The sequence below is a fragment of the Methyloversatilis sp. XJ19-49 genome (assembly GCF_024580145.1).
In the GTDB taxonomy this organism is placed as follows: Bacteria; Pseudomonadota; Gammaproteobacteria; order Burkholderiales; family Rhodocyclaceae; genus Methyloversatilis.
Genome location: NZ_JANINI010000003.1, coordinates 48186 through 74129, shown reverse-complemented (window position 1 = coordinate 74129; position 25944 = coordinate 48186). Strand labels below are relative to the sequence as shown.

The 25944-nt window shown below is 63.6% G+C and carries 21 protein-coding genes; 15 read left to right on the top strand and 6 right to left on the bottom strand.

Features of this window, described 5'->3' with window-relative positions:
• The 4 genes from prsK to NMQ16_RS04785 form a co-directional block, all read right to left on the bottom strand.
• Complete coding sequence (prsK, locus tag NMQ16_RS04800) at window positions 1–2088, bottom strand: XrtA/PEP-CTERM system histidine kinase PrsK (protein ID WP_257079367.1); 2088 nt, start codon at window positions 2086–2088, stop codon at window positions 1–3.
• Window positions 2089–2192: 104 nt separating this feature from the next.
• The gene (locus NMQ16_RS04795; protein WP_257079366.1) at window positions 2193–3539 is read right to left on the bottom strand and encodes a TIGR03013 family XrtA/PEP-CTERM system glycosyltransferase; all 1347 of its coding nucleotides are present in this window, start codon (window positions 3537–3539) and stop codon (window positions 2193–2195) included.
• 312 nt (window positions 3540–3851) lie between these two features.
• Complete coding sequence (locus NMQ16_RS04790; protein ID WP_257079365.1) at window positions 3852–5081, bottom strand: pyridoxal-dependent decarboxylase, exosortase A system-associated; 1230 nt, start codon at window positions 5079–5081, stop codon at window positions 3852–3854.
• An 11-nt stretch (window positions 5082–5092) separates the two neighbouring features.
• On the bottom strand, window positions 5093–6682 hold the full coding sequence (locus NMQ16_RS04785; RefSeq protein WP_257079364.1) for an acyl-CoA ligase (AMP-forming), exosortase A system-associated: 1590 nt from the start codon (window positions 6680–6682) through the stop codon (window positions 5093–5095).
• A gap of 109 nt (window positions 6683–6791) precedes the next feature.
• On the opposite strand from NMQ16_RS04785, the gene NMQ16_RS04780 reads away from it, so the two are divergent.
• On the top strand, window positions 6792–7043 hold the full coding sequence (locus NMQ16_RS04780) for an acyl carrier protein (protein WP_069038200.1): 252 nt from the start codon (window positions 6792–6794) through the stop codon (window positions 7041–7043).
• A 9-nt stretch (window positions 7044–7052) separates the two neighbouring features.
• Here NMQ16_RS04780 and NMQ16_RS04775 read toward each other — a convergent pair whose 3' ends face one another.
• Window positions 7053–8246, bottom strand: a complete 1194-nt coding sequence (locus NMQ16_RS04775) for a hypothetical protein (RefSeq protein WP_257079363.1) — start codon at window positions 8244–8246, stop codon at window positions 7053–7055.
• 212 nt (window positions 8247–8458) lie between these two features.
• On the opposite strand from NMQ16_RS04775, the gene NMQ16_RS04770 reads away from it, so the two are divergent.
• Genes NMQ16_RS04770 through NMQ16_RS04745 form a run of 6 tightly spaced genes read left to right on the top strand, consistent with a single transcriptional unit; the run spans window position 8459 to window position 16777 of the window.
• Window positions 8459–11902: a VanZ family protein gene (locus tag NMQ16_RS04770; protein WP_257079362.1), complete on the top strand. Its 3444-nt coding sequence runs from the start codon at window positions 8459–8461 to the stop codon at window positions 11900–11902.
• Window positions 11899–12882: a hypothetical protein gene (locus tag NMQ16_RS04765; protein ID WP_257079361.1), complete on the top strand. Its 984-nt coding sequence runs from the start codon at window positions 11899–11901 to the stop codon at window positions 12880–12882. The genes NMQ16_RS04770 and NMQ16_RS04765 overlap by 4 nt, the downstream gene beginning before the upstream one ends.
• Window positions 12879–14306 (top strand): MBOAT family protein, encoded by a 1428-nt coding sequence (locus NMQ16_RS04760; RefSeq protein ID WP_257079360.1) that lies wholly within the window; start codon window positions 12879–12881, stop codon window positions 14304–14306. Before NMQ16_RS04765 ends, NMQ16_RS04760 begins: the two co-directional genes overlap by 4 nt.
• A 4-nt stretch (window positions 14307–14310) precedes the next feature.
• Window positions 14311–14955 (top strand): class I SAM-dependent methyltransferase, encoded by a 645-nt coding sequence (locus NMQ16_RS04755; RefSeq protein ID WP_257079359.1) that lies wholly within the window; start codon window positions 14311–14313, stop codon window positions 14953–14955.
• Window positions 14847–15824, top strand: coding sequence for a glycosyltransferase (locus tag NMQ16_RS04750; protein WP_257079358.1), 978 nt, complete (start codon window positions 14847–14849; stop codon window positions 15822–15824). The genes NMQ16_RS04755 and NMQ16_RS04750 overlap by 109 nt, the downstream gene beginning before the upstream one ends.
• Complete coding sequence (locus NMQ16_RS04745) at window positions 15821–16777, top strand: glycosyltransferase family 2 protein (protein ID WP_257079357.1); 957 nt, start codon at window positions 15821–15823, stop codon at window positions 16775–16777. The genes NMQ16_RS04750 and NMQ16_RS04745 overlap by 4 nt, the downstream gene beginning before the upstream one ends.
• A gap of 96 nt (window positions 16778–16873) precedes the next feature.
• On the opposite strand, the gene NMQ16_RS04740 is transcribed toward NMQ16_RS04745, so the two are convergent.
• Window positions 16874–17503, bottom strand: coding sequence for a tetratricopeptide repeat protein (locus NMQ16_RS04740; RefSeq protein WP_257079356.1), 630 nt, complete (start codon window positions 17501–17503; stop codon window positions 16874–16876).
• 245 nt (window positions 17504–17748) lie between these two features.
• On the opposite strand from NMQ16_RS04740, the gene NMQ16_RS04735 reads away from it, so the two are divergent.
• The 8 genes from NMQ16_RS04735 (at window position 17749) to NMQ16_RS04700 (ending at window position 25943) form a co-directional block, all read left to right on the top strand.
• Window positions 17749–19230: a lipopolysaccharide biosynthesis protein gene (locus NMQ16_RS04735; RefSeq protein ID WP_257079355.1), complete on the top strand. Its 1482-nt coding sequence runs from the start codon at window positions 17749–17751 to the stop codon at window positions 19228–19230.
• Between the two features lie 22 nt (window positions 19231–19252).
• Entirely contained in the window at window positions 19253–20071 is an 819-nt protein-coding gene (locus NMQ16_RS04730) for a polysaccharide deacetylase family protein (protein ID WP_257079354.1), read from the top strand.
• Window positions 20072–20121: 50 nt separating this feature from the next.
• Window positions 20122–21048 (top strand): glycosyltransferase, encoded by a 927-nt coding sequence (locus tag NMQ16_RS04725; protein WP_257079353.1) that lies wholly within the window; start codon window positions 20122–20124, stop codon window positions 21046–21048.
• A gap of 189 nt (window positions 21049–21237) precedes the next feature.
• On the top strand, window positions 21238–22194 hold the full coding sequence (locus NMQ16_RS04720; RefSeq protein ID WP_257079352.1) for a glycosyltransferase family A protein: 957 nt from the start codon (window positions 21238–21240) through the stop codon (window positions 22192–22194).
• Between the two features lie 8 nt (window positions 22195–22202).
• Entirely contained in the window at window positions 22203–23162 is a 960-nt protein-coding gene (locus tag NMQ16_RS04715; protein ID WP_257079351.1) for a glycosyltransferase family 2 protein, read from the top strand.
• Window positions 23081–24076: a glycosyltransferase family 2 protein gene (locus tag NMQ16_RS04710; RefSeq protein ID WP_257079350.1), complete on the top strand. Its 996-nt coding sequence runs from the start codon at window positions 23081–23083 to the stop codon at window positions 24074–24076. Before NMQ16_RS04715 ends, NMQ16_RS04710 begins: the two co-directional genes overlap by 82 nt.
• Before the next feature lie 20 nt (window positions 24077–24096).
• On the top strand, window positions 24097–25053 hold the full coding sequence (locus tag NMQ16_RS04705) for a sulfotransferase (protein WP_257079349.1): 957 nt from the start codon (window positions 24097–24099) through the stop codon (window positions 25051–25053).
• The gene (locus NMQ16_RS04700; protein WP_257079348.1) at window positions 25050–25943 is read left to right on the top strand and encodes a glycosyltransferase family A protein; all 894 of its coding nucleotides are present in this window, start codon (window positions 25050–25052) and stop codon (window positions 25941–25943) included. Before NMQ16_RS04705 ends, NMQ16_RS04700 begins: the two co-directional genes overlap by 4 nt.
• Window position 25944 lies beyond the last annotated feature (1 nt).

Genomic DNA, 25944 nt, shown 5'->3' with positions numbered 1-25944 from the left:
TCAAGCGACGGCTGCTTCAGCCGCCTGCAGAGGAAAAACGAGCCGGAACAGACTGCCCCGACCCGGTTCGCTGGTCACTTCTATCCGCCCGCCCAGATCGTGGACGTAGCGAAAACTTTCGTATGCGCCGATCCCCATTCCATTCGCCTTGGTCGACTGGAAGGGTTTGAACAACCGCTCGCGCATGAACTCTTCGGTCATGCCGCAACCGGAGTCTTCGACCTCGATCACGACACCGGCTTCCATGCGGCGCGCACGGATACTGACTTTACCGTTTTGCGGCGTGGCATCCAGTGCATTCTGCACAAGATGCCCCACAACACGCTCTATACGATCTTCATGGGCGCGCACCATCAGGCCGCTTTCCGCATCGAGTTCGAGTTCGCAGCCGCTGCGCGCCCGCGCTCGGTGCAGTCGCTCGAGCAGCGGCGTCAGTTCGACCGGTGAAGCCTGCTCGATCGGCTGGGTGCCGGAACGCAGCTGCAGCAACATGCCGTTCATGCGACCGACGGCGTGTTCGATGGTGTCCATCATGTCCTGCTGGAATTCAGGGTTGTCGTGATGCTTTTTCGCATTGCGCAGCAGCAGGGACAGCTGGGCGATGAGGTTTTTCAGGTCGTGCACGACGAACGCACTCATCTTGGAAAAGGCTTCGAACTTCTTGGCCTCGATCAGCGCCTCCATGGCCTGGGTCTGATTGAGCACGCCGGCCACCTGACGTCCGGCCGTCTTCAACAGGTCGCGCACTTCCCAGTTCAGATCCAGCAGCGCACGCGGACGGCACAGCACGACGAAGCCGAGTGGCATGTCCTCGCTGCCCAGCGGACAGATGAGCCAGACGTCCGGCGTCTGCGCGACCCACTCAGGGAGCCTCAGGTTGCCGTACACCCCGGGGCGCGAACGGTGCTCCTCGACGTTGATCACCCACATCTTGCCCAGCAGCAGCTGGATCAGCGGGCTGTCGGCCGGTTCCCGCGCATCGATCATGGGCACGTTCAGCCGCGCCGCGGGTGCGTAATGACCGGCTTCGCTGCGCAACCACAGCATGCCGCCCGGACTTTCGACCAGATCGGCCATGACGCGGATCGAGGCCTGACGAAGCGCGTCGACGCTGGACGCGCTGTACAGGGTGTCGGCCAGCTTCAGCCACTCGGCCCGGTAGTCGTAGCGCAGGCTGAAGAAGTGCTTGTTGATGAATACGCGCAGCCACGCCCGCACGCTGCCGGAAGCAATCGACGCGAGGAATCCGAGGGCGCCGACGGCCAGCACGACGGTCTGCAAGGCCTGCCCCCATTCGCCACCGAAATAGCGCACGTAATAGCCGGCGAGCGCGATGATGAGCAGCGCACCGCCCGACATGACCAGTGCAGAGGTATGGAACACCGCTTCGCGCGATACATTCAGCCGGATCGACCACTCGCTGACGCGGGCCGAAGAAACGGCAAACAACGGAATTGCGAGCGCGTGCACGAGGCCGCGGGATGCCCACAGGGTCGCGTCCTGCTGCCGGAACATCAGCGACTCGGAGAAGAAATACAGGTCAAAGGTGGTGGAAAACGCGAGGCCAAGCGCCATCGGCTTGATGCCCCAGCGCCACTGCTGGGGGGTGTTGCGGTAGAACTGTTCGATCATCACGGCGCCGAGCAGGCTCAGCCCGAGTCCGCATCCCATCAGCCACATGAGCGATGCGGCGCCGGTCGGCACCAGCCAGGACAGCACAACGTAACCCACGCCGCACGGCAGCACGGAGATCAGTACGAAACGGATGAGCCAGGACGGCCGCTTGAGCAGCGTCGGCAAAGGCCGGCGGCCTTCGGGGTCGATGACGCATGCGGCGAGGAACAGCAGAAACAGCAGGGTGTGCAGCGCATCCGCCGCATAGACCAGCGTGCGCATTACCGGATGACCGTGCAGCAGGTTCAAGGCAGCAAATGCTGACCAAGCGGCACCCGACAACATGCAGACAGACAGCAGGCGGGCGCGCGGCGACTGGCGAGCACCCATGATCAGCTGCAGTCCGAACAGGGCGAACCCGACCGCTGCCACGCCATAGGCGTACAGCGCGAACGTTACGGGGAAGGATTCCATCGACGGGCCGGTAGCGAAAGGAGTGACCGCTGCATTGTGCCCGCCGGCAGGGGGCGCGTCACCGCACGCGTCTTACCGCGCGCCTGACGAAGCTTCGCACCTGTTCAGCGCGCGCCGTCGCCGGTAAGTACCACACGTACCGTCTGCAGCAGAACCAGCATGTCCAGGAACAGGGTATGGTTCTTGACGTAGTACAGGTCGTACTGCAACTTCTGAACGGCGTCATCGACCGAAGCACCGTAGGCGTAGCGGACCTGAGCCCACCCGGTGATGCCCGGCTTGACGGAGTGGCGCGCGGCGTAGAACGGGATCTGATCAGTCAGCTGATCGACGAAGTAGGGACGTTCCGGACGCGGGCCGACAAAACTCATGTCGCCGTGCAGCACGTTGAAGATCTGCGGCAGTTCATCGATACGTGTCTTGCGGATGAAGTGGCCGACACGCGTGACACGATCATCGCTGTTGCTCGCCCAGCGCGGTTTGCCATCGGCTTCGGCATCCAGACGCATGCTGCGGAACTTCAGCACCTTGAACGTACGACCACCCTGGCCGACACGCTCCTGGCGGTAGATGACCGGGAAGCCCGATTCCAGTGCGATGGCGATGGCAGCAAGCAACATCACCGGCGCTGTCACGACCAGCAACACCGACGCTGCGAGCACGTCGAACAGCCGCTTCACGACCGTCCGGCCTATGCCCTGGCGGAAGCCGTCGCCGTAGATCAGCCAGCTGGCGCGCAGCGAATCGAGACGCACCTGACCGCGCATCCGCTCGAAGAAGCTCGACAGGTCGTTGACCGTCACGCCCGCCAGCTTGCAGTCCAGCAATTCGCGCAGCGGCAGCACACCACCCCGACGCTCGCGCACTGCAACCACGATTTCATTTGCACGGTGATCGCGCGCCAGCTGCATCACGCAGCTGCCTTCCGGCATCACCATGGCACTCGGTACTTCCACCGAAGTGTCTGCCCCGACCGAAACGAAGCCGACGATGGTGTGCGTCGCACTGGCCGACGTCGAAACACTGGCCCAGACCGACGCCGCCTCGGAGCCCGTGCCGACGACCAGAATGCGGCGGGTGAACATGCCGGCACCGTCTGCCTGCACGAAGGACGCCGCGCGCAGCAACAGGATGCCGCCGAAGCCGAGGCACAGCGAAATGTCGAGCGCCGGCATCGCCATGCTGCCCTGCGGCAGCAGTCGGAACACCATGTAAGCCACCGGGAGGCCCAGCAGGAACGCAAACAGCACGCGTCCAACCAGCTCCGAAAGGTTGCGCGGCTGTTCGCGCTGATACAGGCCGAGCGTGCTCATCAGCACAGTCATAACGGCAGCGAACACCGCCGCAGGCACCAGCGCCGGCAACAGCGACTGAACGCTCCCCGGTGCGCTGATCCACGCCGCGCCAAAGCCGGCAATCAAAAGGACCAGGGCTTCGGCAACAAGTCTCATGAGCGTTACGGACGGAACATAGTGACTGAACAACCTGACCACGGTAGACCCCTTTTAGAGCTGCTCATTTTGGTTCGCGTCGTGTCACGCAACGGGTTGCTGGGAACGACGCCGTGAGCGGTGGAGCGCGAACGATATGTGCGGCGTAGCCTTTTGAGCGTGAATACCATCACAAGACGAGGCTGCAACAGGGTGATGTGATAACTGAAGCACGTTGCGACGCCGTTTCAGCGTGCTTCCCAATGCCTCAAGACACAAAACTCCACAGAAAAGAGGCCCCGCAACGTCGCTCTGAAGTGGAGCTGACGGACTTCAGACAAGCAGTTGGGCAGGCTCGGGGTGCCCGAGGAAGGCTGTAGGGCTGGAACTGAAGCCGTAGGCACCCGATTGAAATACGGCTATGAGGTCGCCGGGCTGTACTTCGGTCAGATCGACCTTATCGGCCAGAACGTCCAGCGGCGTGCACAACGGGCCGACCACATTGACCTGCCCGTTCGAAGGCGCGCCGATCCGGTTTGCGGCGATCACCGGATAATTGCGGCGTATGACCTGGCCGAAAAGCCCCGCGGCCGCGAGATGATGATGCATGCCGCCATCGACCACGACGAATTTCTGGCCACGGGATACCTTGCAGTCGATCACCTTGCATATGTAAACACCGGCTTCCCCGACCAGATAGCGTCCGAGTTCGAGCACGAGCTCGGCCCCCGGAAGCTTCGTCGGTACTTCATCGACAATGCGGGCAAGCGCTTCACATACGGGTTCGAGGGCAAGCGGATGGTCGTTTCGGAAGTAGGGAATGCCGAATCCGCCACCCAGATTCAGTATCTTTGGCGTCGTGGGCGCTTCGTCCGCCAGGCGCAGCATCAAGTCGAAACTGCGCCGCTGCATGTCGATCAGCGAATCGGCATTCAGATTCTGCGATCCGGCATACAGATGAAAGCCTTCGAACGCGAGACCAAGCCCGCCGATGCGTCTGAGAAGCGCGGGAACCGCTTCGGCATCGACACCGAAGGGCTTGGCACCGCCGCCCATGCGCATGCCTGAAGCACGCATTTCGAAGTCCGGGTTGATGCGCACGGCCACGCGTGCCGGCCAGCCGTATTCTTCCGACAGGCTGGCCAGCAATTCAACCTCGCGCGCCGACTCCACGTTGAGCAGCACGCCCGCCGCCAGCGCCTGACGCAATTCGTCCGCGCTCTTTCCGGGGCCTGCAAAACTGATGCGCGACGGAGCCATGCCGGCGTCCAGCGCAACCCTCAGCTCGCCACCGGATGCCACATCGAGCCCGTCGACGCGCTGCGCCATGAATCCCACCAGCGCCTGCATCGGATTGGCCTTCATCGCGTAGTGCAACTGGACCCCGGCTGGCAGCAAACTGCGCAACAGCGCCACCCGCGCCTCGATCCGGCTGCGATCGTAGGCGTAGAAGGGGGTACGCCCCGCCATCGCGGCAACCCGGGACACCTTCAGGCCATTGATCAGCAATTCGCCGTCAGCGCTGGAAAAATCGTCTGCTGGCGAATATGGTGCGGCTTGCATGGGCGTAAAGGTCACGATTCATGTCCTGCTGGGAGATTCAGGCGGCCACGAGCTTCCGCCTCGATGGTGGTCCGGTCCAGCTTGCCGTTCGGATTGCGGGGCAAGGAGTCGTCGAACACGATGAAATGGGCCGGCACCTGGTAGGCGGGCAGGTGCGTGCGGCACAGCGCGCGCAACGCGACCACATCCGGCGCGCCGGTAAAGTACAGCGCAACGGCGATGACCTGTCCAAGTTCGGCGTCCTCGATACCGAACGCGACGCATTCCGACACGCGGCCGGTCATCAACAGCGACTCTTCGATCTCGGTCGGACTTACGCGGTACCCGGACGTCTTGATCATGTCGTCGCGACGACCCACGAAGTAAAGGAAGCCGTCCTCGTCCATGCGCACCGTATCGCCCGAAAACACGGCGACTTCCTCCCGCATCAGCCCGGACGGTCGCACGCCCGAAGTCGGCGGCAGAGGACGGAATCGCTCCGCCGTGCGCACGGCATCGTTCCAGTAACCCTGTGCCACCAGCGCACCACGCTGTACAAGTTCCCCCGCTTCCCCCGGCGCACACGGGCTACCGTCTTCCCGCAGCACGAGAACCTCGGCATTCGGAATGGCGCGTCCGATGGAATCCGGCCGCTTGTCCACCTGCTCGGGCGGCAGATAGGTCGCACGGAAGGCTTCGGTCAGACCGTACATGAGGAAAGGCCTGGCCGACGGCGCGCGCGCGCGCAGCGCATCCAGCGTGACACGCGGCATGCGCCCGCCGGTACTGGCGAAGTAACGCAGGTGCGAATCGATGGAGTCCGGCCACGACAGCTGCACGATCTGCATATATAAAGGCGGTACAGCGGTCAGACCGGTCACCCGCTCGGCAGCCAGCGCATTGACGACATCTCGGGCCATCAGGTAGTTGATCAGCACCACCCTCGCGCCGGTCAGAAATCCGGTCGTCAGCTGCGAAAAGCCCGCATCGAAGGACAGCGGAAGCGCCGCCAGCAAGGTATCCCCGGCATGATTGCCCAGATAGCTGGTCACGCTGCAGGCGCCCGACACCATGTTCAAGTGCGACAGCACCACGCCTTTGGGCTGTCCGGTGCTGCCGGAGGTGTACAGGATGGCCGCCACATCGCTGTCGATCACGCGGTGAAGCCCACGCGCAGGCGCATCCATGAAGGACTTCCATGGCTGGGCACCGGGTGCATCGCCGTCGACCAGCACGACATGCGCCAGGGCCGGACACGCCTTCTGCAGGGCGCCCAGCGAAGCAAGCCGCTGCGCCGACGTAATGAATACGCGTGCGCCGCTGTCGCGCATGATGTGGCCGACCTGCGCTGCTTTGAGGAGCGGATTGATCGGCACGAACACAGCGCCGCAGGCGGCGGTCCCGAAACTGGCAACTACGGCTTCAAAACGCTTTTCGAGGAAGATGCCGACGCGGTCGCCCCGGCGCACGCCCAACTCGAGCAGCCCGTGCGCGCAGGCCTGAACCTGCTGCGCCAGCATTGCGTATGACATGTCGACGCCGTTGGCGCGCAGTGCGCAGGCATCACCGTCACGCGCAGCAGCGTGCTCGACCAGCTGGTTCAGCAAGGTTGGAACGGGCATGAAAGGCAATCGGCAGGACGCGAGGACGGCAAAACCTATACTATCGCGCCCCCGGAGTGACAAACGCGAACGACACGCCCGCGAGACGGCGGAATACAGGGAGAGCAGAGTGGACACGCGGCACACCTTGCGCGAACTGCTGCGGCAAGAGCTGGACCTCGGCGCGCGCGCCGACGCACTGGCTGACGACACGCCGTTGCTGGGCGCCGTTCCAGAACTCGATTCGATGGCCGTCATCGCAGTGATCACGGCACTCGAAGAACAGTTCGGCCTGACGCTGGAAGACGCCGACATCGACGGCAGCACCTTTGCCACCTTCGGCTCGCTGCATCAGTTCATCACCGAACATCTCGCCGGCTGACACGTCCGCTCACGTCGCCGTGGCCAAGGCAGCCACAGCGGCGACCAATGTCAGTACAGCCAGCCCCGCGAATATCTTGCGCCGGCGTCCTGGACGATCGAGTCGGTGAAGCAGGGCCATTGTACGTGTCCACGGACGCCGATCGATCAGGTCGCCGCCCTGCGCATAGTGTCGCGCGAGCTCCGCGACGGTCAGGAAACGCAGCTCCGGTTGCGACCGCAGCGCAGCCGACACGAGAGCGCCGATGGCACGTATGCTTTCCGCACGTTGCGCCGTCGCGCCGACAAAATTCGACCGGTGAGTTTCCAGCAGCAGCGGCCGGCGCTGTGCCCACTTCGTGGCCAGACTTTCCAGACCGTGGCCGGCACGATGTCCGCGTAGCGGTTCGAAGTAGTCGTTGCGCACCATGGCGAGCAGGCCGGATGTACAGCGCTGGCCGTTGCGAAGGCAGATGCCCGTATCCACCGGCAGGCCATCCGCGCCGCGCATTTCATAGCGCTCGCCCGGCGTCACAAGTACGGCCAGCCCCTGCGCCGCCCACGCGCGCTCGACACATTCGTTCCAGACGAAGGTCGGCGGTACGACCACTTCGGGAAGGGTACCGAAACATTTTCCGAACATCGCCACCTCGGCGGTGACACGGGTGCGGATGTCCGCTTCGTCCAATGCTCTCGAGGGCAGCGTGGACGCATCGATCCAGCGACTCTGCAGGGGCGATGGCAGCTGCTCGGTCGCCACGAAGGGCGCGCCGGCAATCCAGGCACGTACCTGCGGATCCACCTGCGCCGCACGCGCCAGTACTTCAGGGTGGTAGTGCTCCATGCCGTGCAACTGCAGATCAAACACACCGGCGCTCACCCCTTGCGCCATTGCATCGCGTACCGGCTTCAGGCGCACATCGTCCAGCGCGACTCGGGCCACGCCTAGCGCTTCATCGGGTGTCGCGGCCGCCCCCGGTCCTGCCAGAATCACGCCCAGTGTCATGACCGGATGACGTCCGGTCAGGTCGCGATGCCCAGCGAGCTCAGCCGCGATTTCGCGCAGCGCATCGACCTGTTCGAGCGGCCCGTAACCCCAGTCATCGCCCTCGAAAACCATGACCGGGTGGCGCAGGCAGGGCTCGGTCCAGGACAGCGAAAGATCGCGCCTGATCGCGAACAGTGCAACGCCCCACAGCAGCAGGACCAGATACATTCCGTGCATCAACCCTCTCCTCTGGGTGCGTACTTTCTCACAGCCGCCCCTCCTGTCCCGAAAACGTCCTTGTACCGTCCGTGACTGATGGCACTCGGGACAATCACAACTGCGCCCTCCTCCCTACCCGAACCCCTACCAGGTCAGGATAATCGGCGCGATCGCGTGCTCACTGGAGCGCGCTCGACCGCTACGTTGTCCACATCACCCCCTCACCGCCCATGCCCAACGATTCGCACAGGACCCGAAGCGTTTTTGCGGCATGTCTTGTTTACATACTGCTTCTGCTGTGGGGCAGTCTCTACCCGCTGACCAGCTGGCAAGCAGAAGCGGAAACCTTCGGCTTTCTCGTGGTGTGGCGTTACAGCGCGCTGTCGGTGCCTGATCTCGTCGTCAATGCGCTCATCTACATTCCGCTGGGCATCGGACTACGGCGGGTGACGTCTCGCTGGCCGGTATTGCCCTCGGTGCTGTTCGCCACCGCCTGCGCGGCGGCGCTGAGTTTCGGTGTCGAAGCCGCGCAGGCGCACTTGCCGCAGCGGGTGCCGTCATTCGCGGATTTCGCCTTGAATACGACTGGCGGATTCGTGGGTGCGATTCTGGCGAGCATGTTTACAGCGCGGTGGAAGCCGGTTGCCTTGTTGATGGACTGGCGCGCGCGCACCTTTGCCGCCACACCCGAGGCGGATCTGGCCGTGGCAGCGCTGATCGCCTGGATGCTTGCCCAACTCACGCCCTTCGTTCCGGCCTTCGATCTCGGGTCGCTGCGCAGCGGGCTCGCCCCGCTGGCCGCCACCCTGAATGACCCGGCGACGTTCATTCCGGCACAAGCACTGGGCAGCGCACTGGAGGTTTTCGCCCTCGTTCTACTGGCGCGTGATGCGCGGAACCGCCCGGTATCGCTGACACGCTTGTTCTGGCTGCTGGCCTTTGCCGTCATGATGCTGAAGGTCGTGGTGATCAGTCGCCAGCTGTCGGCAGAAATGATCGTCGGCACCACGGCCGGTCTCATGCTCGGGTTCGGCTGGCCACGCCGGCTCAAGCCGATGCGGCCGGTCATGGCTGCGCTGGCCGTCACGCTGGCCCTGGTGATCAGCGAACTGACCCCATCGCCGGGTGCGCTGCGCCACCTCAACTGGGCGCCATTCGTTGCCCACATGAACAATCCGATGCTCGGGCTGAGCGTGCTGATCGACAGCGTATGGCCGTATCTGATACTCGCTGCGGCACTCGTTGCGCTCAGCAACACGGGGCGGCTTCCGGCGCTGGTGATCATCGTGGCGTGCGGCGGACTTTCGTTCGCGCTGGAATGGATGCAGCAGCACATTCCGGGGCGTACGCCCGACATCACCACGGTGGCGATGGCAGTGCTCACAGCACTGCTGGCGGTCCGCCACGCCCGGCCTGTTGCAGCGGCATCGGCGCCACCCGCCAGTTCCCGGCGGGGTTCACGACTGGCGGGCACGCTGGTCGCCGCCGCGCTGCTCGGCAGCGCAACCGCCGTCTGGTCGCTGGCGCGCACTCCGCCCCCCACCGTAACCGCTGCGGCCCGCAGCAAGGTTGTACTGCCGGCACCGGAGGACTTGCGCGTTCCCGAACTGCCGGGATTTCGCCAGGCACATCCCCGCCTGCCCTACCCGTCTTCGGCCGACGTGGCACGGCTGAAGGCGGAAAACCCGGAGTACGTGCGGCAACTGGTGCTCCGGGCGCAGGGTGGCAAGGGCGATCTGAGCGCATCGCTGGTGGCGGCAGTGCTCGCTCCCGAAACACAGGATGTACGCGCCATTGTCGAGCGTGTGCTCAGACTGCGGCCCGCCTGGCGCGGCCACGAACAGACGAAACCGATCGCGCAGACCTATGACTGGCTGCACGACCGCATTCCTGCCGATCTGATGCCAAGGCTCAAGGACAAGGTGATCGAAGCCTGCAACTTCCAGATCAACGTGATCCGCAAGGAAGCGCTTTCGCCCTACAACGTATATCTCTACAACTCGCCGCTGCAGGCATTGATGGCCTGCACACTCGCCATTCACGGCGATGATCCGCGAACTGACCCGTTGATGGCGTTCACCTACGACTTCTGGATCAATCGCGTGCTGCCCGTATGGCGCCAGGTGGGCGGACAGCACGGCGGCTGGCATGAGGGCAACGAATATGTCGGTATCGGCATCGGTCAGGCCATTTACCAGCTGCCGGCCATGTGGCGTTCGGCCACTGGCGAAGATCTGTTCAGGAGCGAGCCGGCGATCCGCGGTTTCCTCGATTTCCTGGTGTACCGAACACTTCCCGATGGCACGTCCATGCGCTGGGGCGATGGCCGGTTCGGTCGTCGCCAGGTTTTCGACGCCGACGCGCTGGCGCTCGAATACCGACATGCGGCTGCCTACACGCTGAGCACCCGCGCCAGCGAGAAGCTGCAGCCTACATCGTGGCCCTGGGGTCCGCTGACCGATCGATCGCTGTACGACCCGGAAGCGGTACGCGCAATGCCGCTGACCCATGTCTCCGACGGCCTGGGGCTGGTCATCGCGCGCAGCAGCTGGAACGCCGACGCAACACATTTCAGCTTCAAGGCCGGCAACAACTACTGGTCGCACAGCCATCTCGACCAGGGCGCCTTCCTCCTGTTCAAGGGCGCGCCGCTGGCGATAGACAGCGGCTGCTACTGCGGCTATGCCGGCGACCACCATCTGAATTACCAGTACCAGACGATCGCCCACAACACGATCACCGTGACCGACCCGGCGGACATCGTGCAGATGCCGGTGCGTCAGGGCAAACCGCCGCGCACCATCGCCAACGATGGCGGTCAGCGGCGCGTCGGTTCAGCCTGGAACCTGCATGCGGCGCCAGCCGATCTCGAAGACTGGCAAAGCAAGTTCCTCGACTTCCACACCGGCCGCCTGGTGCGTGTGGTCGAACAGGACGGCCTGCTGGTCGCATTGACCGACATCACCGCCGCCTACACCAATGCGCAGAGCGGCGTGCACAGCTTCCATCATCGCTCGCGACGGGTCGAGAAAGCCTGGCGCATCTTTGTCTATGACCGGCTTTCGGACATCGTCATCATCCACGATACCGTCGAGGCGACGCGCGCCGATTTCGTCAAGCGCTGGCTGCTGCACAGCGCCTTCCAGCCGCGCATCGACGGCCGGAAATTCACACTGGAGCGTCCGGCCACCGCATCGGTCACCGGCTTGCCGCAACTGAAGGGCGAAGTGATCTTTCCGCGCGATGCACGCCTGGTGACGATCGGCGGGCCGGGCTTCGAGTATTTCGTCGACGGCATGAATTTCGACGAGAACGGCACTCTCGCAGCCAACATCGCGCGCGGACCATCCGAACTCGATCCGGGTGCCTGGAGACTGGAAATCATGCCGCAGCTGCCGGCAATAGAAGACCGCTTCCTGGTCGTGCTGCGACCGAGTCTGAGCGAATTGCCCGCACTGGACATCCGGCCGATCGAAACGCCAGAGAGCATGGGTGCCGAAATCCTTCTGCCCGGCCGGATGCTCAGACTGGCATTTCCGAGCGATCGACTGGCGGTTGACGTCATGCTGACCGGGGCCGACGGCGTACCCCGGACACTGACCGTCGACGGCACAGGCGAACGTGCCCCGGCACTCGGCTGGGTCGATCTGCTCCGCAGCTGGATGACGCAATGAGAAATGGATGGATCGCCGCAATCGGTCCTGCGGCCTGGATTGCGCTTGGGCTGCTGCTGTGCTTCGAACTTCTGTTGCACAGTGATGCGGTCGTGCAGCGTTACCGCGCCGTGTTCGCGGTCGCGCGCGCCACCGACAAGATCATCCATGTCGAGCAGACGCGTCCGGCACTGCTCATACTGGGCAACAGCCGTGCTGACAACGGCATTGCGCCGGACACGATGCTGGCTGCTGCGCAACAGCCGCCCGACGGCGGTGCCTTCAACCTCGGCATGCCGGGCGCCAACGCGCTGGTGCTGCACGGCGTCGCCACCCGTCTGCTGGCGCGCGGCGCGCCGGTGCCGTCGGACGTGTTCATCACGCTCGACGAAACCCTGTTCCAGCATGAAGACTCGCTCGGCTACTACGGCTTTCTGGCGGCGCGCGACGCGCTGATGAAGGCAGGATTCAGGACCGAACTGTTCGGCTCGGTGCTGCGCAGCTGGTACTACGCCGGCAACCTGCGCCAGTTGCGCGAACCGGACAAGCTGCTGCGCTTCCTGCAGGCCACCACCGGCGATGTGGAACCGGCCGGCGGCGGCGTCGCACTGACGCTCGGCTACCGGGCCGGTTTCAAGGGGCGCTTCCAGAACCGCGAACAGTTGATGGCGCAGGAAGCCGGTACGCGGGCGCCACCCGATCCGCGCATGGTGGATGCCATGTTCGAGCTGGTCGATCTGCTGCGGCGCGCCGGTGCGCGCGTGCACCTGGTCGCCACACCGCTCTACGGACGCGGCCCTGCATTCGGACCCGGCGCCACACCCGGACCCTACGCGGACATGATGCCCGGACTGCTGGCACGTGGCGGCCGCTGGCTGGAGGTCCCCCGACCGGCGCTCGACGCCGACCATTTCGCCGATCCCGGGCATCTGAACGACAGCGGCGCTCGGCTGTACAGCGCAGCGCTGGGCAAGGCCTGGCGGGAAGGCATGGCGCAATGATCTTCAGTCAGCCCATATTCTTCGTCTTCCTCGCCGCCCTGCTGTGCATCTATGGCCTGTGCCGGACGCAGACCGAACGCGCCATGACGCTGCTGGCAGGCAGCCTGATCTTCTACGCCTCGTGGAAGCCGGCCTACCTGATCCTGCTCGTGCTGTCGGTCAGTCTGAACTACCTGTTCTACAGTGCTCTGGCGCGCACGCGCAGCAAGCGCACGCTGGTCGTGGCGCTGGTGCTCAACCTCGCGCTGCTCGGATCGATCAAGTATCTGGGCATGCTGATCGACACGGCAATCGCGATCGCCGCCTTCGCCGGTCAGCCGGACACCGGCCTGGACAGCGGCTGGACGCACTGGGCGCTGCCGCTGGGCATCAGCTTCTACACCTTCCACATGCTGTCGGTGATGATCGACGTCTATCGCGGCGAGTGGACCACGCGCATATCCTTCCGCGCCTGGTGGCTCTACATCAGCTTCTTCCCGCACATGGTCGCCGGCCCCATCCTGCGTGCGTCCGAACTGGTCGAACAGCTGGAGAAGCTGGCCCCGCTGCAGGCGCGCGACCTGAAGATCGGCGCCCTCATCTTCACCGGCGGGCTGATCAAGAAGATCCTGTTCGCCGACAACTTCGCCGGAGTGGCCGACGAGTTGTGGGCCGATACGGCGAAGCTGGACACCGCCACGGCCTGGCTGGCCGTGACCGCGTTCGCGCTGCAGATCTATTTCGACTTCTCCGGCTACAGCGAAATGGCCATCGGCCTCGCGCGCGCCTTCGGCGTCACGCTGCCGCGCAACTTCCGCTACCCCTACATCAGCCGCAATCCGCAGGAATTCTGGCAGCGCTGGCACATCACCCTGTCGCGCTGGCTGCGCGACTACCTGTATGTGTCGCTGGGCGGCAACCGTGCCGGCAAGGTGCGCACGCTGGCCAACCTGATGATCACCATGGTGCTCGGCGGACTCTGGCATGGCGCGGCCTGGACCTTCGTCATCTGGGGCTTCCTGCATGGCGCCTGGCTGGTGCTGCACCGGCTCGTGCAGCCCTGGCTGCCCAGACCGCAGGCGACTGCCGGGCAGATTGCGTGGGCGGGGCTGAGCTGGGGCTGCAGCATCGTGATGGTGTGGGTCACCTGGGTGTTCTTCCGCGCCGGAAGCGTCGGCGCGGCGTTCGAGGTCTGCGCGCGCATGGCCGGGCTTTCCGGCAGCACCGCGCAGGCGCCCGAGATCAGGAGCTATGTCTGGCTGCTGACCGTGCTGACTTGCGTGCTGGTTCTGCTCGAATCGAGCATCGTGACTTTTGCCGCTGACCGGCTTGAGCGGTGGGAAAAGACCCATCCCGTGCTGCGTGGCACGGTGTATGCCGCGATGGTACTAAGTCTGCTATTTTTCGGCGGCAGCACCCAGCGATTCATCTACTTCGACTTCTAGGCCCGTGGACAACCTCACCCAGTATCCCGACTCCCCGCGCAGCGAAATGCAGCGCTTCGTGCCCATTCATGCGCGTCGTCTGCTAGACGTGGGCTGCCATACCGGCGCCTTCGGCCTTGCACTCAAGCAGCGGCAGGACATCGAAGTGTGGGGCGTCGAGCCGTCGGCCGGACCGGCGGGCGTTGCCGCTACGCGCATCGATCATGTGCTTGCCGAAGTACTCGGCGCTGACAGCAAACTGCCTGACGCGTACTTCGATGTCATCGTATTCAACGATGTACTCGAACACATCGAATCGCCATGGGACATGCTGAACCTGGTCAAGCGCTGGCTTGCGCCGGGTGGCGTACTCGTGGTTTCGCTGCCCAATCTGTTGCATATCGACAATCTCGAGCACATGCTTTTCGAGCGTGACTTCCGATATGAAGGTCGTGGCATCCGGGACCGCACTCACCTGCGCTTCTTCACCCGCAGAAGTGCGCTGCGCATGTTCGGCGAGTGCGGCTACACGGTCAGTGCCACCGCCGGCATAAATGAATCATGGTGGTCTTCATCGCTGCCCAGGCGGATCGCATTCCGTGTTTTTTCCCGCTGGCTGGAGGAATGCAAGCCTCAGCAATTCGCCTTCGTCGCGACGCGGGACACCTGAAAAGGCCAGCGATGACAGTTTCGTCAATCAGCGTCGTCATGCCGGTTTTCAATGGCGAACGCCATCTGGCTGAAGCAATCGATTCAGTGCTGGCGCAATCCGTGGCGCCCTGCGAGCTGATCGCGGTGGATGACGGTTCGACCGATGGCAGTGCGCAGTTGCTCGAACGTTACGGTGACCGCCTGACCGTCCTTTCCCAGCCAAACGGCGGCCAGTCGCTCGCGCGCTTTCGGGGCACCGAGATGGCGAGCGGCGAGTTTCTCGCCTTCATCGACCAGGATGACATCTGGGATCCTCAAAAGCTTGCCCGCCAGATCGACCTGTTGCAGCGTTTCCCGGCCGCGCTGGCCACTTACTGCGACCATCGCGGCATCGATGACGCAGGTACCGTCACGGCAGTCACCGGATCGGGCTATGGCCTGCGCGGCAGCGGACAGATTCTGAGCGCACTGCTGCGGGGAAACTTCGTGCGCAGTGCCTCGCTGGTGATGGTCCGGCGCCAGGCGTACGAACTCGCAGGCAAGTTTCTGCGTGAGCGCTTTTTCTGGTCTGACGATTACAGCATGTGGATGCGCATAGCCGCTCACGGACCGGTCATCTATCAGGCAGAGACGCTGGTCAGCTACAGACAGCATTCCGGCAACACATCCGGAGATGTTTACGAGAAGGCACTGGGCGATGCACACGCGCTCGGAACGCTCGTTGATCATCTCCGCGCCGCCGGGCTGACCCGGCACATGAATGCCGCGCTCGCCGCGCAACGCGAGGCGATGCGCAGCGCCGCCTGGCACTGTATCCGCAGGCGCGAATTTGCACGCGCCCTGTCTTATCGAGTGAAGGCCGTGACATCGCTATGGAGCACTCAATGACGCGCCCGGAGCCCCGTTTTTCCATCGTACTGCCGACACACAATCGCCACGATCTGTTGCGGGAGGCGCTTGAGTCGCTCGCTGCGCAGACCTTTGCGGACTGGGAAGTGGTCGTGGTCGACGACGGATCCAGTCAGCCGGTCGATGCAGCCGAGATCAGGAGCATCGTTGGCGACCGCTACACGCTGCACACACACGCACATCCCAAGGGCGTGGCGGCGGCGCGGAATTCTGGCCACATGCTGGCGCGAGGCGAGTTCATTGCCCAGCTCGACGATGACGACCAACTCGCGCCCGCAGCCCTGGAACTCGCAGACCGCGGGTTGAAGCACCCATTTGCCCCTGAAATCCTCTACATCGGCGTAGAAGCTTTCGGCGGCGAAGGTGCTGCCGTCAATGCACGACAGAGAGCCGCGCTGGACCGGACGCTGGCAAACGCCAGGTCGGCAAGCGATCAGGGACTGATCATTTTCGGTGATGCGCTTTTCGATGCGCTTCTGAAGAGCGTGCCGGCCGCCTTCCAGAAACCCGTTTTTCACCGCAGCATCCTTGCCCGGGTGCAGCCCATGAACAAGGATGACTGGCCCGAATCAGCGTGGGCCATCGAGGCCGCAGCGCGCTCGATCCGGTGTGCGCTCCTCGACCTTCCCGTCTACCGCTGGCGGCGTGACGGTCAGAGCTACTTCTCTGTCAGCGGGCAGCATGTCGCATCCATGCTCGGCCACATCCGGATGAAGCAAAGTCTGCTCGATCGCATCGGCCAGGAACTGCCCGAACGGAAGCGCGCATTGAAGCAGGCGCTTGCGCAAGCCCGCTTCGACTATTGCTACAACATGGTTTCGGAAGGGTCGGGAATGCCCTGGGATCAGTTCGCCCGGTCGCTGACGGAAGCGCCGGGGGCGAGGCACCTTCGGTTGCTCTATCGCAGCCAGTTGCGGCGCCGGATCCGATAGTCACTCATCCGCAGTTTGCATGGCATGCAGCGGAACAACGCGGTCTGCAGCGCAGCGTGCGGCCTGAGCGCAACCTGCTGCTGCAGAACGGTCCGGTCATTTCTGACCGCCCTTCTTCAAGTCCTCGATGCGCAAGGTAATTTTCTTGTGTTCGCCGGCGGCCTTCTGCGCATCCTCGAGCACCCGCATCGCGTCACCCTTCCGGCCGATCTGAAAATACAAGTCGCTCAGGGCAACCCACGCGTTCACCTCCGACCCGTTGATCTTGATGGCTGCTTCGAATGCTTCGCGCGCTTCGGTGTATTCCTGAAGCAGCATGTGACCTCGCCCCAGATTCACCAGCGCCTCCGGGCGCATGAAGAACGTCGGCTCGGTGTGCCTGAGGATGTAGTTGAAGTTCGTGATCACGACGCCGGCAAGACTGCGACGTCGGGGCGCGTCACTGTAACTGGCGTAGGCAAGATTCAGTGCCTTGAGCCCGAAGCAGAAGTGATGGATGTGGAGGTAGTTCTTCGACCCGAGCTGTTTGCTCCACAACACTTCGAGCGACTTGGCATCGCCGAGCTTGGCACGACAGTAAGCCGGGTAAAGTGCGAAGTCCTCTTCCGACCACGAAGTGGCGCTGTCATTGCGGGCCTGCGCGACTTCAGGTGCGAAAAGGGCTGCACCGCACATCATGGAGAACACAGTGATTGAGCGGAGCGCGGCATCGGCGAAAAACTGCATGTGCAACCTCCATGAAGACCGTAAGCGAAACATAGCGTTCGAGTACACCACAGATTCCCGGGCGTTCTGCGCGAAGCATGCAACGCTCGGCCCCTCGCCGGGGCTGACGCCGACCGATCCGTCGTGACGCGCTCGGCAGAAGGCCACGCTCTGCGGGTGAGATACTTCGCGCGCAGGTCGTGCGCGAGGAATTCCGCGAGACTCAACGCCCGGGCAAGGCGCTTCACCGACACTTCATCGAGTCAATGAGCACGGAAAAAAGTTTCAGGCACAGCGTGAGCTGGCTCTTCCTCGGCAACACCGGCACGCAGTTGCTGACATTCGTGTTCGGAATCGTTCTGGCACGTTTGCTGGCGCCCGAGGTGTTCGGGCTGCTGGTGACGATACAGATTTTCACGGGTCTCGCCGGTTTCGTGTCGGGCGGCGGCATGGGTCAGGCGCTGGTGCGCGCCAAGGATGTCACGCAGCGCGACTTCAACGTCGTGTTCACACTGCAATTGCTGATCGGATGCTGCATCTACGCGGTGTTCTTCTTCTCGGCGCCGCTGTTTGCACGCTGGTACGAGTTCCCCCTCTATACGGATCTGCTGCGCGTCTCCGCACTCACGTTCATTACGCGTCCGCTGGTCAATTTGCCGAACAGCATCCTGCACCGCAACATGCGCTTCAAGGCGCAGACGACGGTGCGGATCATCACGCTGCTGGTGTCAAGCACGACCAGCATCGGGCTCGCGATCATCGGCTGGGGTGTCTGGAGCCTCGTTCTGGGCGGGCTTTCAGGTTCCATCGTCAGCGCCGTGCTGTTCAGCCTGTTCGCTCGCTGGCGCCCGGGTCTGGATTTCGGCTTCCGCCACGGGCTCGATCTCGCCCGCTACGGCTTTTTGGTGTCGGCAAACGACATCGTTATCTACATCCGTCAGCAGACGACCAATTTCATCCTCGGCCGCACGCTGGGCATGACGTCGGTCGGACTGTTCAACAAGTCCGACAGCCTGATGCGCATGCCCAACAGTTTCATCACCGGCTCGGTCTATCAGGCGCTGTTCCGCGCGCTCGCCAAACATCAGGATGAACCCGCAAAGGGGCGCAGCATGTTCCTGAGCGCCATCCGTCTGGTCTGCGTGTACACGCTGCCGTTCTACATCATGCTTTTCTGGCTTGCTCACCCGCTGATCGAGGGCGTGTACGGGCCGCGCTGGGTTGACGCAGCCGCTCCGCTTGCGATGTTGTCGCTGTGCGGGCCGTTCCTGATCATCGAAAATCTGTCGGGTGCCGTGCTGGCTGCTCACAATTGGCTCCAGCGGGAACTGTACGTGCAGTGTGCCGTGCTTGCGCTTACGGCGATCGCCACCCTTTCCGGGCTCTCCGGAGGCCTTGAATGGATGTCGGCGATGCTGGTTCTGGTCAGCATCTACTGCGCGATGCACATGTATCTGCTTGCGTCGCGCTGCATCGGCACCGGATGGCGTGATCTTGCACGGGCAATCACACCGGCAGCCATGCTGAACGGCCCGCTGTTTTTTGCAATGTGGGCAATCACGGCATTGCTGGCGCCCTATGCATCGACGACGCATCCGTTGCTCATCGTGCTGATGGCGGGTTCCGCCGGGGCACTCCTGTACACGTCGGCTTTTCTTGTTCTGCCGATCAAGTCGCTGGCATCGGAACGGGATCGCTGGAAGGCCTTGTTGCGCGCCGCACTGCCCGGCGCGCGACCCGAGGCATGAGCCGCTGCATGGAGACGCACACATGATCGATCCGCTGTCGCAATGGATCAGTCGATCATCCGGTCTGCACGGTCCGGTCATGCTCATGTATCACGCGATCACGCCGGGCCGGGAGGTACCAGCGTGGCCATGGGCCGTCTCCGCTGCCCGGTTTGACGCACAACTCGACGCCTTGCTGTCCGCCGGATGGCACACGGTCACGCAGTCCGAAATGCTTGCCGGAGGGCCTGCACTGCAGCCACGAAGCGTTGCGATCACCTTTGACGACGGCTATGCCGACAACCTGTACGCCATGGAATCCCTTCGCAGCCGGGGCATGCGCGGAACCTGGTTCATCGCATCCGGTTCGATCGGACGCACGCCGCAGTGGACAGAGGAAGGTCAGCCCAGGGGCCGGATGCTCGACACCGGCGAATTGCGCGCGATGCAGCAGATGGGTATCGAGATTGGCGCCCACTCGGTCAGCCATCGGCGACTGACCCTGCTCAATGCAGACGAACTACGCTCCGAAGTCAGCGATTCGCGGTCCGTGCTGGAGGATCTGCTCGGCCAGTCGGTCAGCAGTTTTGCCTACCCGTATGGCGAGTACGACGAGCGATGTACCGAAGCCGTCAGATCCGCCGGCTACAGCTCGGCCTGCACGACTCGCACCGGGTGGGCCATGCGTGACGGCAACCCCTACACGTTGCGGCGCCTCACGGTATTCAATACCGACACCGCCTCCACGCTGATCCGGAAGGTTTCGCTGGGTAGCCATGAGATTGCTTCGTCCATCCTGCTCAAGCAGATCGGGCGAAATCTCGCAGCCAGGGTGTCTGCCAGACACGGGAAAGCGGAATGACGGAACAACCCTCCACCACCCAGTCGGGCAAACCGTCTTCGGGAGCCGCCATGAAGCTGTCCATCGTGATCCCCTGTTACAACGGCGCGCAGTACCTCGCGAAGGCCATCGATTCAGCGTTGGCGCAGGATTATCCGGACAAGGAGATCATCGTTGTAAACGACGGTTCGACCGACGATTCGTTAGCGGTCGCGTCGGCCTACGGCGATTCGATCGTTCTGGTCAATCAGCACAACCAGGGTCTCTCCGCCGCCCGCAATGCCGGCATCCGGTCCGCGACCGGAGATCTCTTCGCCTTTCTGGATTGCGACGACTACTGGGCCCCGGATTTTGCATCCAAGCTTTGCCGGGCACTCCTCGACAACGATGCGACCATCGCCTACTGCGGATGGCAGAACGTCGGCGTTTCCGGTCCGAGGAATGAACCGTTCGTGCCGGCCGACTTTGCCGGCATGCCGGACCGGATCGAGAAGCTGATCACGGGTGTGCGCTGGCCGGTGCATGCCGCAATTGTCCGGCGGGACGCGCTCTTCGCCGCCGGCCTGTTCGATACGGGGCTGCGCTGCTGCGAGGATTTCGCGCTCTGGATACGCGCAGCGCCCACCGCCCCGCTTGTCCGGGTTCCGGAAGTGCTGGCCTTTTACCGCTTCCATGAAGGGCAGATGACGCGCAACCGGGCACTGGTCGCACTTTCGCACTTTCAGGTGCAGATGGATTTTCTGAGCGCACACCCGGAAATCAGCGCGCATTTCGACAAGCAGACCCTGCGGCGCATCACGGTAGACGAACTGGTCCGGCGGGGCTTCGCGGCCTACTGGAGCGGCGACCTGCCGGCCACACGAGCCATCTTCCGCACTGCGCTGCGGCACGGGTACCGGAGCCCGGGCAAGATGAAGTACATGCTGCCGGCACTGCTTCCGCAAGCGATCCATGAAATGCTCGTACGCGTGCTCCGCAACAGCGGAAAGGCACTTTAGCCGCACGGGTCGGAAAGGCCTGAGCAGGTCTTGTCCGTGACGTATATCGGGGCTGCGAACGACCGTGGCTGATAGGATTTCGGGATCCGCAGATACGCGCCCGCCTGCTCCGACCTTGACCCAACATCCCTCACACCCTCACGCAGACTCGAGCACCAGCGGGTTCGCCGCGGTCAGGAGCACGCATCCTTGACCCCCGGTATTTCGGTCGTGATGCCATGTCACAACGGGGCCGCCCATCTGGCACGCAGTACGACGAGCGTGCGCATGCAGACGCGCGCCGACTGGGAGTTGATCATCGTCGACGACGGTTCGACGGACGACTCGTGGCAGGTGATCCAGCAACTCGCCGCCAGCGAACCGCGCATTACGCCGCTGCGGCAGCTTCACTCGGGGGCCGCTGCCGCGCGCAACAATGCGCTTGCCTCGGCACGCGGCAGATGGGTTGCATTCCTCGATGCCGACGACACCTGGCACCCGGACTTCCTGTCCCGAATGTCGGCCGCACTTGGCGGGCGACAGGACGATGCACTCGCTTACTGCGGCTGGCACAACATCGGTGCCGGCCATGAGGGCGAGCCGCCGTTCGTACCACCCGATTACGAAACGCCAGACAAGCTCGCCGAGTTGCTCTGCGGTTGCCGCTGGCCGATACATGGAGCGATGGTCAGTCTGGCCGCGATTCGCAAGTACGGCGCCTTCGATCCCGCCCTCCGTTCCAGCGAGGATTTCGATCTCTGGCTTCGACTTGGCTGCAGGATGCCACTCGTGCGTATCCCGGAAGTGCTTGCCTGCTACCATTTCCACGCTGGTGCCCAGATCACCAAGAGCCGCCTGCGGGCTGCTGCAGACAAGCTTCTTGTGCAGCGCAAGTTCCTCGCTACGCATCCGGTCGAAGCGAAACGGCTCGGCAGGGCGAGAGTGCGCGAACAGATCGAAGGCGACATGCTGTACCGTGCCTACGAAAATTACTGGAAGGGTGACCTGCCGATGGCGCGACAACTGTTCCGTGCAGTGATGGCGAGCGGCTACGGCAACGCGAGAGACTGGTGCTACATGCTGCCGGCCCTGCTTCCGGCAAGATTGCACAGCTTGCTGCTCAAGGGCATCGGCCGCGCACGCAGCGGTTCTGCGCGCCGGGGCTGAATGGTCACATGATGCTCACATTCGCTTTCTGCACCTTCAATCGCGCCGATCGGCTTGAAGCACTGGTGTCCGCGATGCGCGCGCAGGCATGCCCGATTCCGTTCGAGATACTGGCGGTCAACAACAACAGCCGGGACAACACCCTCGAGGTGCTTGAGCGGCTTGCCGCGCTGCCAGGCATCGCGCTGCGTCATGTGACCGAAACAGCGCAAGGCATCGTACCGGCACGCAACCGGGCGATTTCAGAGGCCCTGCGCAGCGACATACTGGTCTTCATCGATGATGATGAACTGCCGACCCCCGGTCTGCTCGATGCCGCGTGCGACGCCATCATCAACGAAGGCGCGCAATGCGTCGGTGGACGCGTACAGGTCGACTTCACGCCCTTCGATCGGCCACGCTGGCTGTCGGACGACCTGCTGGGTTTTCTCGCCGAGGTCGAACATGGCGACGAGTCGATGTGGCTGACCGACGACAGCCGGCTGCTCTGGACAGCGAACATCGCCTACGACATGCGCCTCTTCCGGGACGATCCCGATCTGCGCTTCGATCGCCGGTACAACCGGGTGGGCGTCGATGTGGGCGGCGGCGAAGATGCGGTGATGTTCCGCGAGCTGCTGTCGCGCGGAACCCGCATGCGCTACCGCCCCGAAATGAAGACGCGACATTTCATCGAGGAGTGGAGATTGCAGCGCATGTATTTCCTGCGCCTGCACTACCGGGCCGGACTTCGATTCGGCGAATTCAGCCTTGATCGCGCTGGACGCGAAGTACTCGGCCTGCCGCCCTTCCTGCTGCGACAGTTGTTTGCGCACATGGCGCGCTGGCTTTCCATGAGCGTGCGACGGCAGCGCGGGGCACTGCGACAGGGCATGAATGCCGCGCATTGTTTCGGTTCCCTCCGGGGTTATCTCCGCAAGCCGTCAAGCGCCGCCACGGCGCCCGAAACGCCAGCCTCTGGCAACTGATCCAGCGCCGGAACATGCCTTCTCTCACTGTCCTGATCTGTACGCACAACCGCCGCGCCTTGCTGGAAAAAGTGCTGGCCTCGATCGATGCCGCGCGGCATCCATCCGGCTGGCAGATCGGCATTCGTGTCATTGCGAATGCCTGCAACGATGACACGATGGATTATCTCGCTGCCCGGTCGGGAGCGCGACCGTTGACCTTCGAGCACGAAATGCGGCCCGGCAAGTCACACGCGCTGAACCGCGCTTTATCGACTCTGGACGGCGATGTCGTTGCCTTCGTCGATGACGATCACCGCGTCGACGCGGGATATCTCGAAGCCGTCTGTCAGGCTTTCCAGAGCGAGCCGGATATCGATCTGCTGTGCGGACGCATCCTGCCCGACTGGGACGGAAGCGAGCCCGCGTGGGTTCACGAACAAGGGCGCTACCGGGTGTATCCCCTGCCGGTGCCTCGATTTGACCTGGGTGACGAGCCCCGAACGCTGGGCCGTGGCACCGCGATTCCGGGCGGTGGCAACCTTGCCGCGCGCACGGGATGGCTGGAACGCATCGGCCTGTTCTCAGTCGAGCTTGGCCCGCAGGGCCACGACCTCGGCGGGGCGGAAGACATCGACTGGATACTGCGCGGTCTCACCCAGGGTGCCCGCCTCGCATACATACCGCAGATGATCCAGTATCACTACGTCGACGGCGCGAGGCTCCAGACCAGCTATGTCGTGCGCAAGGCATTCCATCGTTCGTCATCGTCTGCGCGCGTCGATCGCATCAAACCGGCGGTCTACATGATTCGCAAGTGCATCATCTGCATGGGGTCGGTTGCCCTGTCACTCGACTCTGCGCGACGCCGTCATTATCTGGTGCGTTTTGCTGCTGCTCTGGGTGAGTTGCACGGCGCGCTGAAGAATCGCTGAAGGAAGCCATCCAGTAGCCCATGTCCATGCTCAGCAAACTGCACAAGCTACGTGACCCCGAGATCGTCACCAAGAATCTGATCGAATTGGGCCGTCAGGCACGCGGTGCCTGGTGGGACGCCACGCGTCCCGCATCACCGGCGCCCGTGTTCCTGATCGGCTGTTCGCGCTCCGGCACCACGGTCACCTTCGAAACGCTCGGTGCGTCAAAACAGCTTGTGAACCTCGGTTACGAAATTCCGCAGTTCTGGAACGAACTGTATGGTCCGCTGAACAATGGTTGGCATTCAGAAGCGGCCGCTGCCGAACACGCCAGGCCGGAACATCGTGCCGCCGCGCTGCGCTTCTTCTACCAGCGTCTGGGCGGGGGGCGCGTGCTCGACAAGACCTGCATCAATGTGATGCGCGTCGGCTATCTGCACGCGCTGTTCCCGGACGCAAAGTTCGTGTTCATTCAGCGCGACGGTCGCGACAACATCAGTTCGATGATCGACGGCTGGCGGCTGGGCCGTACCGACGGCGACTTCCACCTGTCGCAGTTCCTCGGAGAATTTCCGGAACCGGTCGCGATCAACGGCGGCGAATACAATGATTGGGCGTTCTTTCTTGCACCCGGCTGGCAGGCGTACAACCATTCGCCGGTAGAGGAGGTGTGCGCCTTCCAGTGGATCAGCGCCAACCAGCTTGCACTCGACGCAGCCCGTGAGTTGCCACCGGAACTCTGGATACAGTTGCGCTATGAAGACCTGTTCGAACGTCCGGTCGACATGTTCCGCGAAGTGTATGCGCGGCTGGACCTGGATTTCACCGCAGACATCGAACAGCGCTGCCGCACGCTCGATCAACGCCCCACCAGCATCGTCAAGGGCAAGCCTTCGAAGGCCAAATGGAAAAGCCAGAACCCGGAGCTGATCGAACGCATCCTCGATCGCATCGCGCCGATGCAGGCACGCCTTGGTTACGACAACGCGTCATGAACACACCGCGAGTCAGCGTCATCATGCCTGCCTGGAACTGCGCGTGGTGCATTGACCGCGCACTGGATTCGCTGCGCGCACAGACCTTCACCGATTTCGAAACCATCGTCGTCGACGACGGCAGCACCGACGATACGCCGGCCTTGCTGGCGCGCCGTGGCGACACGCTGCGCGTCATCCGCCAGGCCAACGCCGGCATGTCCGCTGCGCGCAACGCCGGCATAGCTGCCGCGCGCGGAGAGCTGGTCGCCTTCCTCGACAGCGATGACTGGTGGCGGCCGGAGAAGCTGGCGCAGCAGGTGGCCTTGATGGACGCAGAGCCGGATGTCGGTTTCTGTTCCTCTGCGACCGAACTGCAATCCGAGGACGGCGCAGTGGTTGGCGAGTGGGGTTGCCCCGCCAGCACCGACGATCTGGTGGCCCGCATCCTCGGTGGCCATGCCGCGGTGGCCGGTGGCGCTTCGTCGGTCATGGTGCGCCGGACGCTGCTCGCCGGAACCGATGGCTTCGATGCACGGCTGCGTGGCGCCGAGGACACCGACCTCTGGGTGCGCCTGGCTGCAGCCGCGCGCTATGCCTGCATTCCGGATCGTCAGGTCGTGGTGACCCGCAACGCCGGCAGCGTCAGCCGCAACCGGGAGGCGATGCGCCGTGGCGCGCTCGATTGTCTGGACAAGAACCGACCGCTGCTGCCGGCGGCCAAGCAGGGTGCCTACTGGCGGGCCTGCCGCGCCAGCGTGCTGGCCGATTACGCGAAGTGGCGCTATCGCGATGGCGATCGCCGGGCCGCATTGCAGGACCTGATTCAGGCGCTCAAGCTTGCGCCGCGCTCGCATGGCCGGCTGGTTGCATCGCTTGCCCTGGCCATGTTCACCGGACGCACGGTCTGAC

Excerpts from the sequence above, each read along its gene's own strand:
- prsK (WP_257079367.1), bottom strand. The coding sequence starts at position 2,088 with ATGGAATCCTTCCCCGTAACGTTCGCGCTGTACGCCTATGGCGTGGCA.
- NMQ16_RS04795 (WP_257079366.1), bottom strand. The coding sequence starts at position 3,539 with ATGAGACTTGTTGCCGAAGCCCTGGTCCTTTTGATTGCCGGCTTTGGC.
- NMQ16_RS04790 (WP_257079365.1), bottom strand. The coding sequence starts at position 5,081 with ATGCAAGCCGCACCATATTCGCCAGCAGACGATTTTTCCAGCGCTGAC.
- NMQ16_RS04785 (WP_257079364.1), bottom strand. The coding sequence starts at position 6,682 with ATGCCCGTTCCAACCTTGCTGAACCAGCTGGTCGAGCACGCTGCTGCG.
- NMQ16_RS04775 (WP_257079363.1), bottom strand. The coding sequence starts at position 8,246 with ATGCACGGAATGTATCTGGTCCTGCTGCTGTGGGGCGTTGCACTGTTC.
- NMQ16_RS04770 (WP_257079362.1), top strand. The coding sequence starts at position 8,459 with ATGCCCAACGATTCGCACAGGACCCGAAGCGTTTTTGCGGCATGTCTT.
- NMQ16_RS04765 (WP_257079361.1), top strand. The coding sequence starts at position 11,899 with ATGAGAAATGGATGGATCGCCGCAATCGGTCCTGCGGCCTGGATTGCG.
- NMQ16_RS04760 (WP_257079360.1), top strand. The coding sequence starts at position 12,879 with ATGATCTTCAGTCAGCCCATATTCTTCGTCTTCCTCGCCGCCCTGCTG.
- NMQ16_RS04750 (WP_257079358.1), top strand. The coding sequence starts at position 14,847 with ATGGTGGTCTTCATCGCTGCCCAGGCGGATCGCATTCCGTGTTTTTTC.
- NMQ16_RS04745 (WP_257079357.1), top strand. The coding sequence starts at position 15,821 with ATGACGCGCCCGGAGCCCCGTTTTTCCATCGTACTGCCGACACACAAT.
- NMQ16_RS04740 (WP_257079356.1), bottom strand. The coding sequence starts at position 17,503 with ATGCAGTTTTTCGCCGATGCCGCGCTCCGCTCAATCACTGTGTTCTCC.
- NMQ16_RS04735 (WP_257079355.1), top strand. The coding sequence starts at position 17,749 with ATGAGCACGGAAAAAAGTTTCAGGCACAGCGTGAGCTGGCTCTTCCTC.
- NMQ16_RS04730 (WP_257079354.1), top strand. The coding sequence starts at position 19,253 with ATGATCGATCCGCTGTCGCAATGGATCAGTCGATCATCCGGTCTGCAC.
- NMQ16_RS04725 (WP_257079353.1), top strand. The coding sequence starts at position 20,122 with ATGAAGCTGTCCATCGTGATCCCCTGTTACAACGGCGCGCAGTACCTC.
- NMQ16_RS04715 (WP_257079351.1), top strand. The coding sequence starts at position 22,203 with ATGATGCTCACATTCGCTTTCTGCACCTTCAATCGCGCCGATCGGCTT.
- NMQ16_RS04705 (WP_257079349.1), top strand. The coding sequence starts at position 24,097 with ATGTCCATGCTCAGCAAACTGCACAAGCTACGTGACCCCGAGATCGTC.
- NMQ16_RS04700 (WP_257079348.1), top strand. The coding sequence starts at position 25,050 with ATGAACACACCGCGAGTCAGCGTCATCATGCCTGCCTGGAACTGCGCG.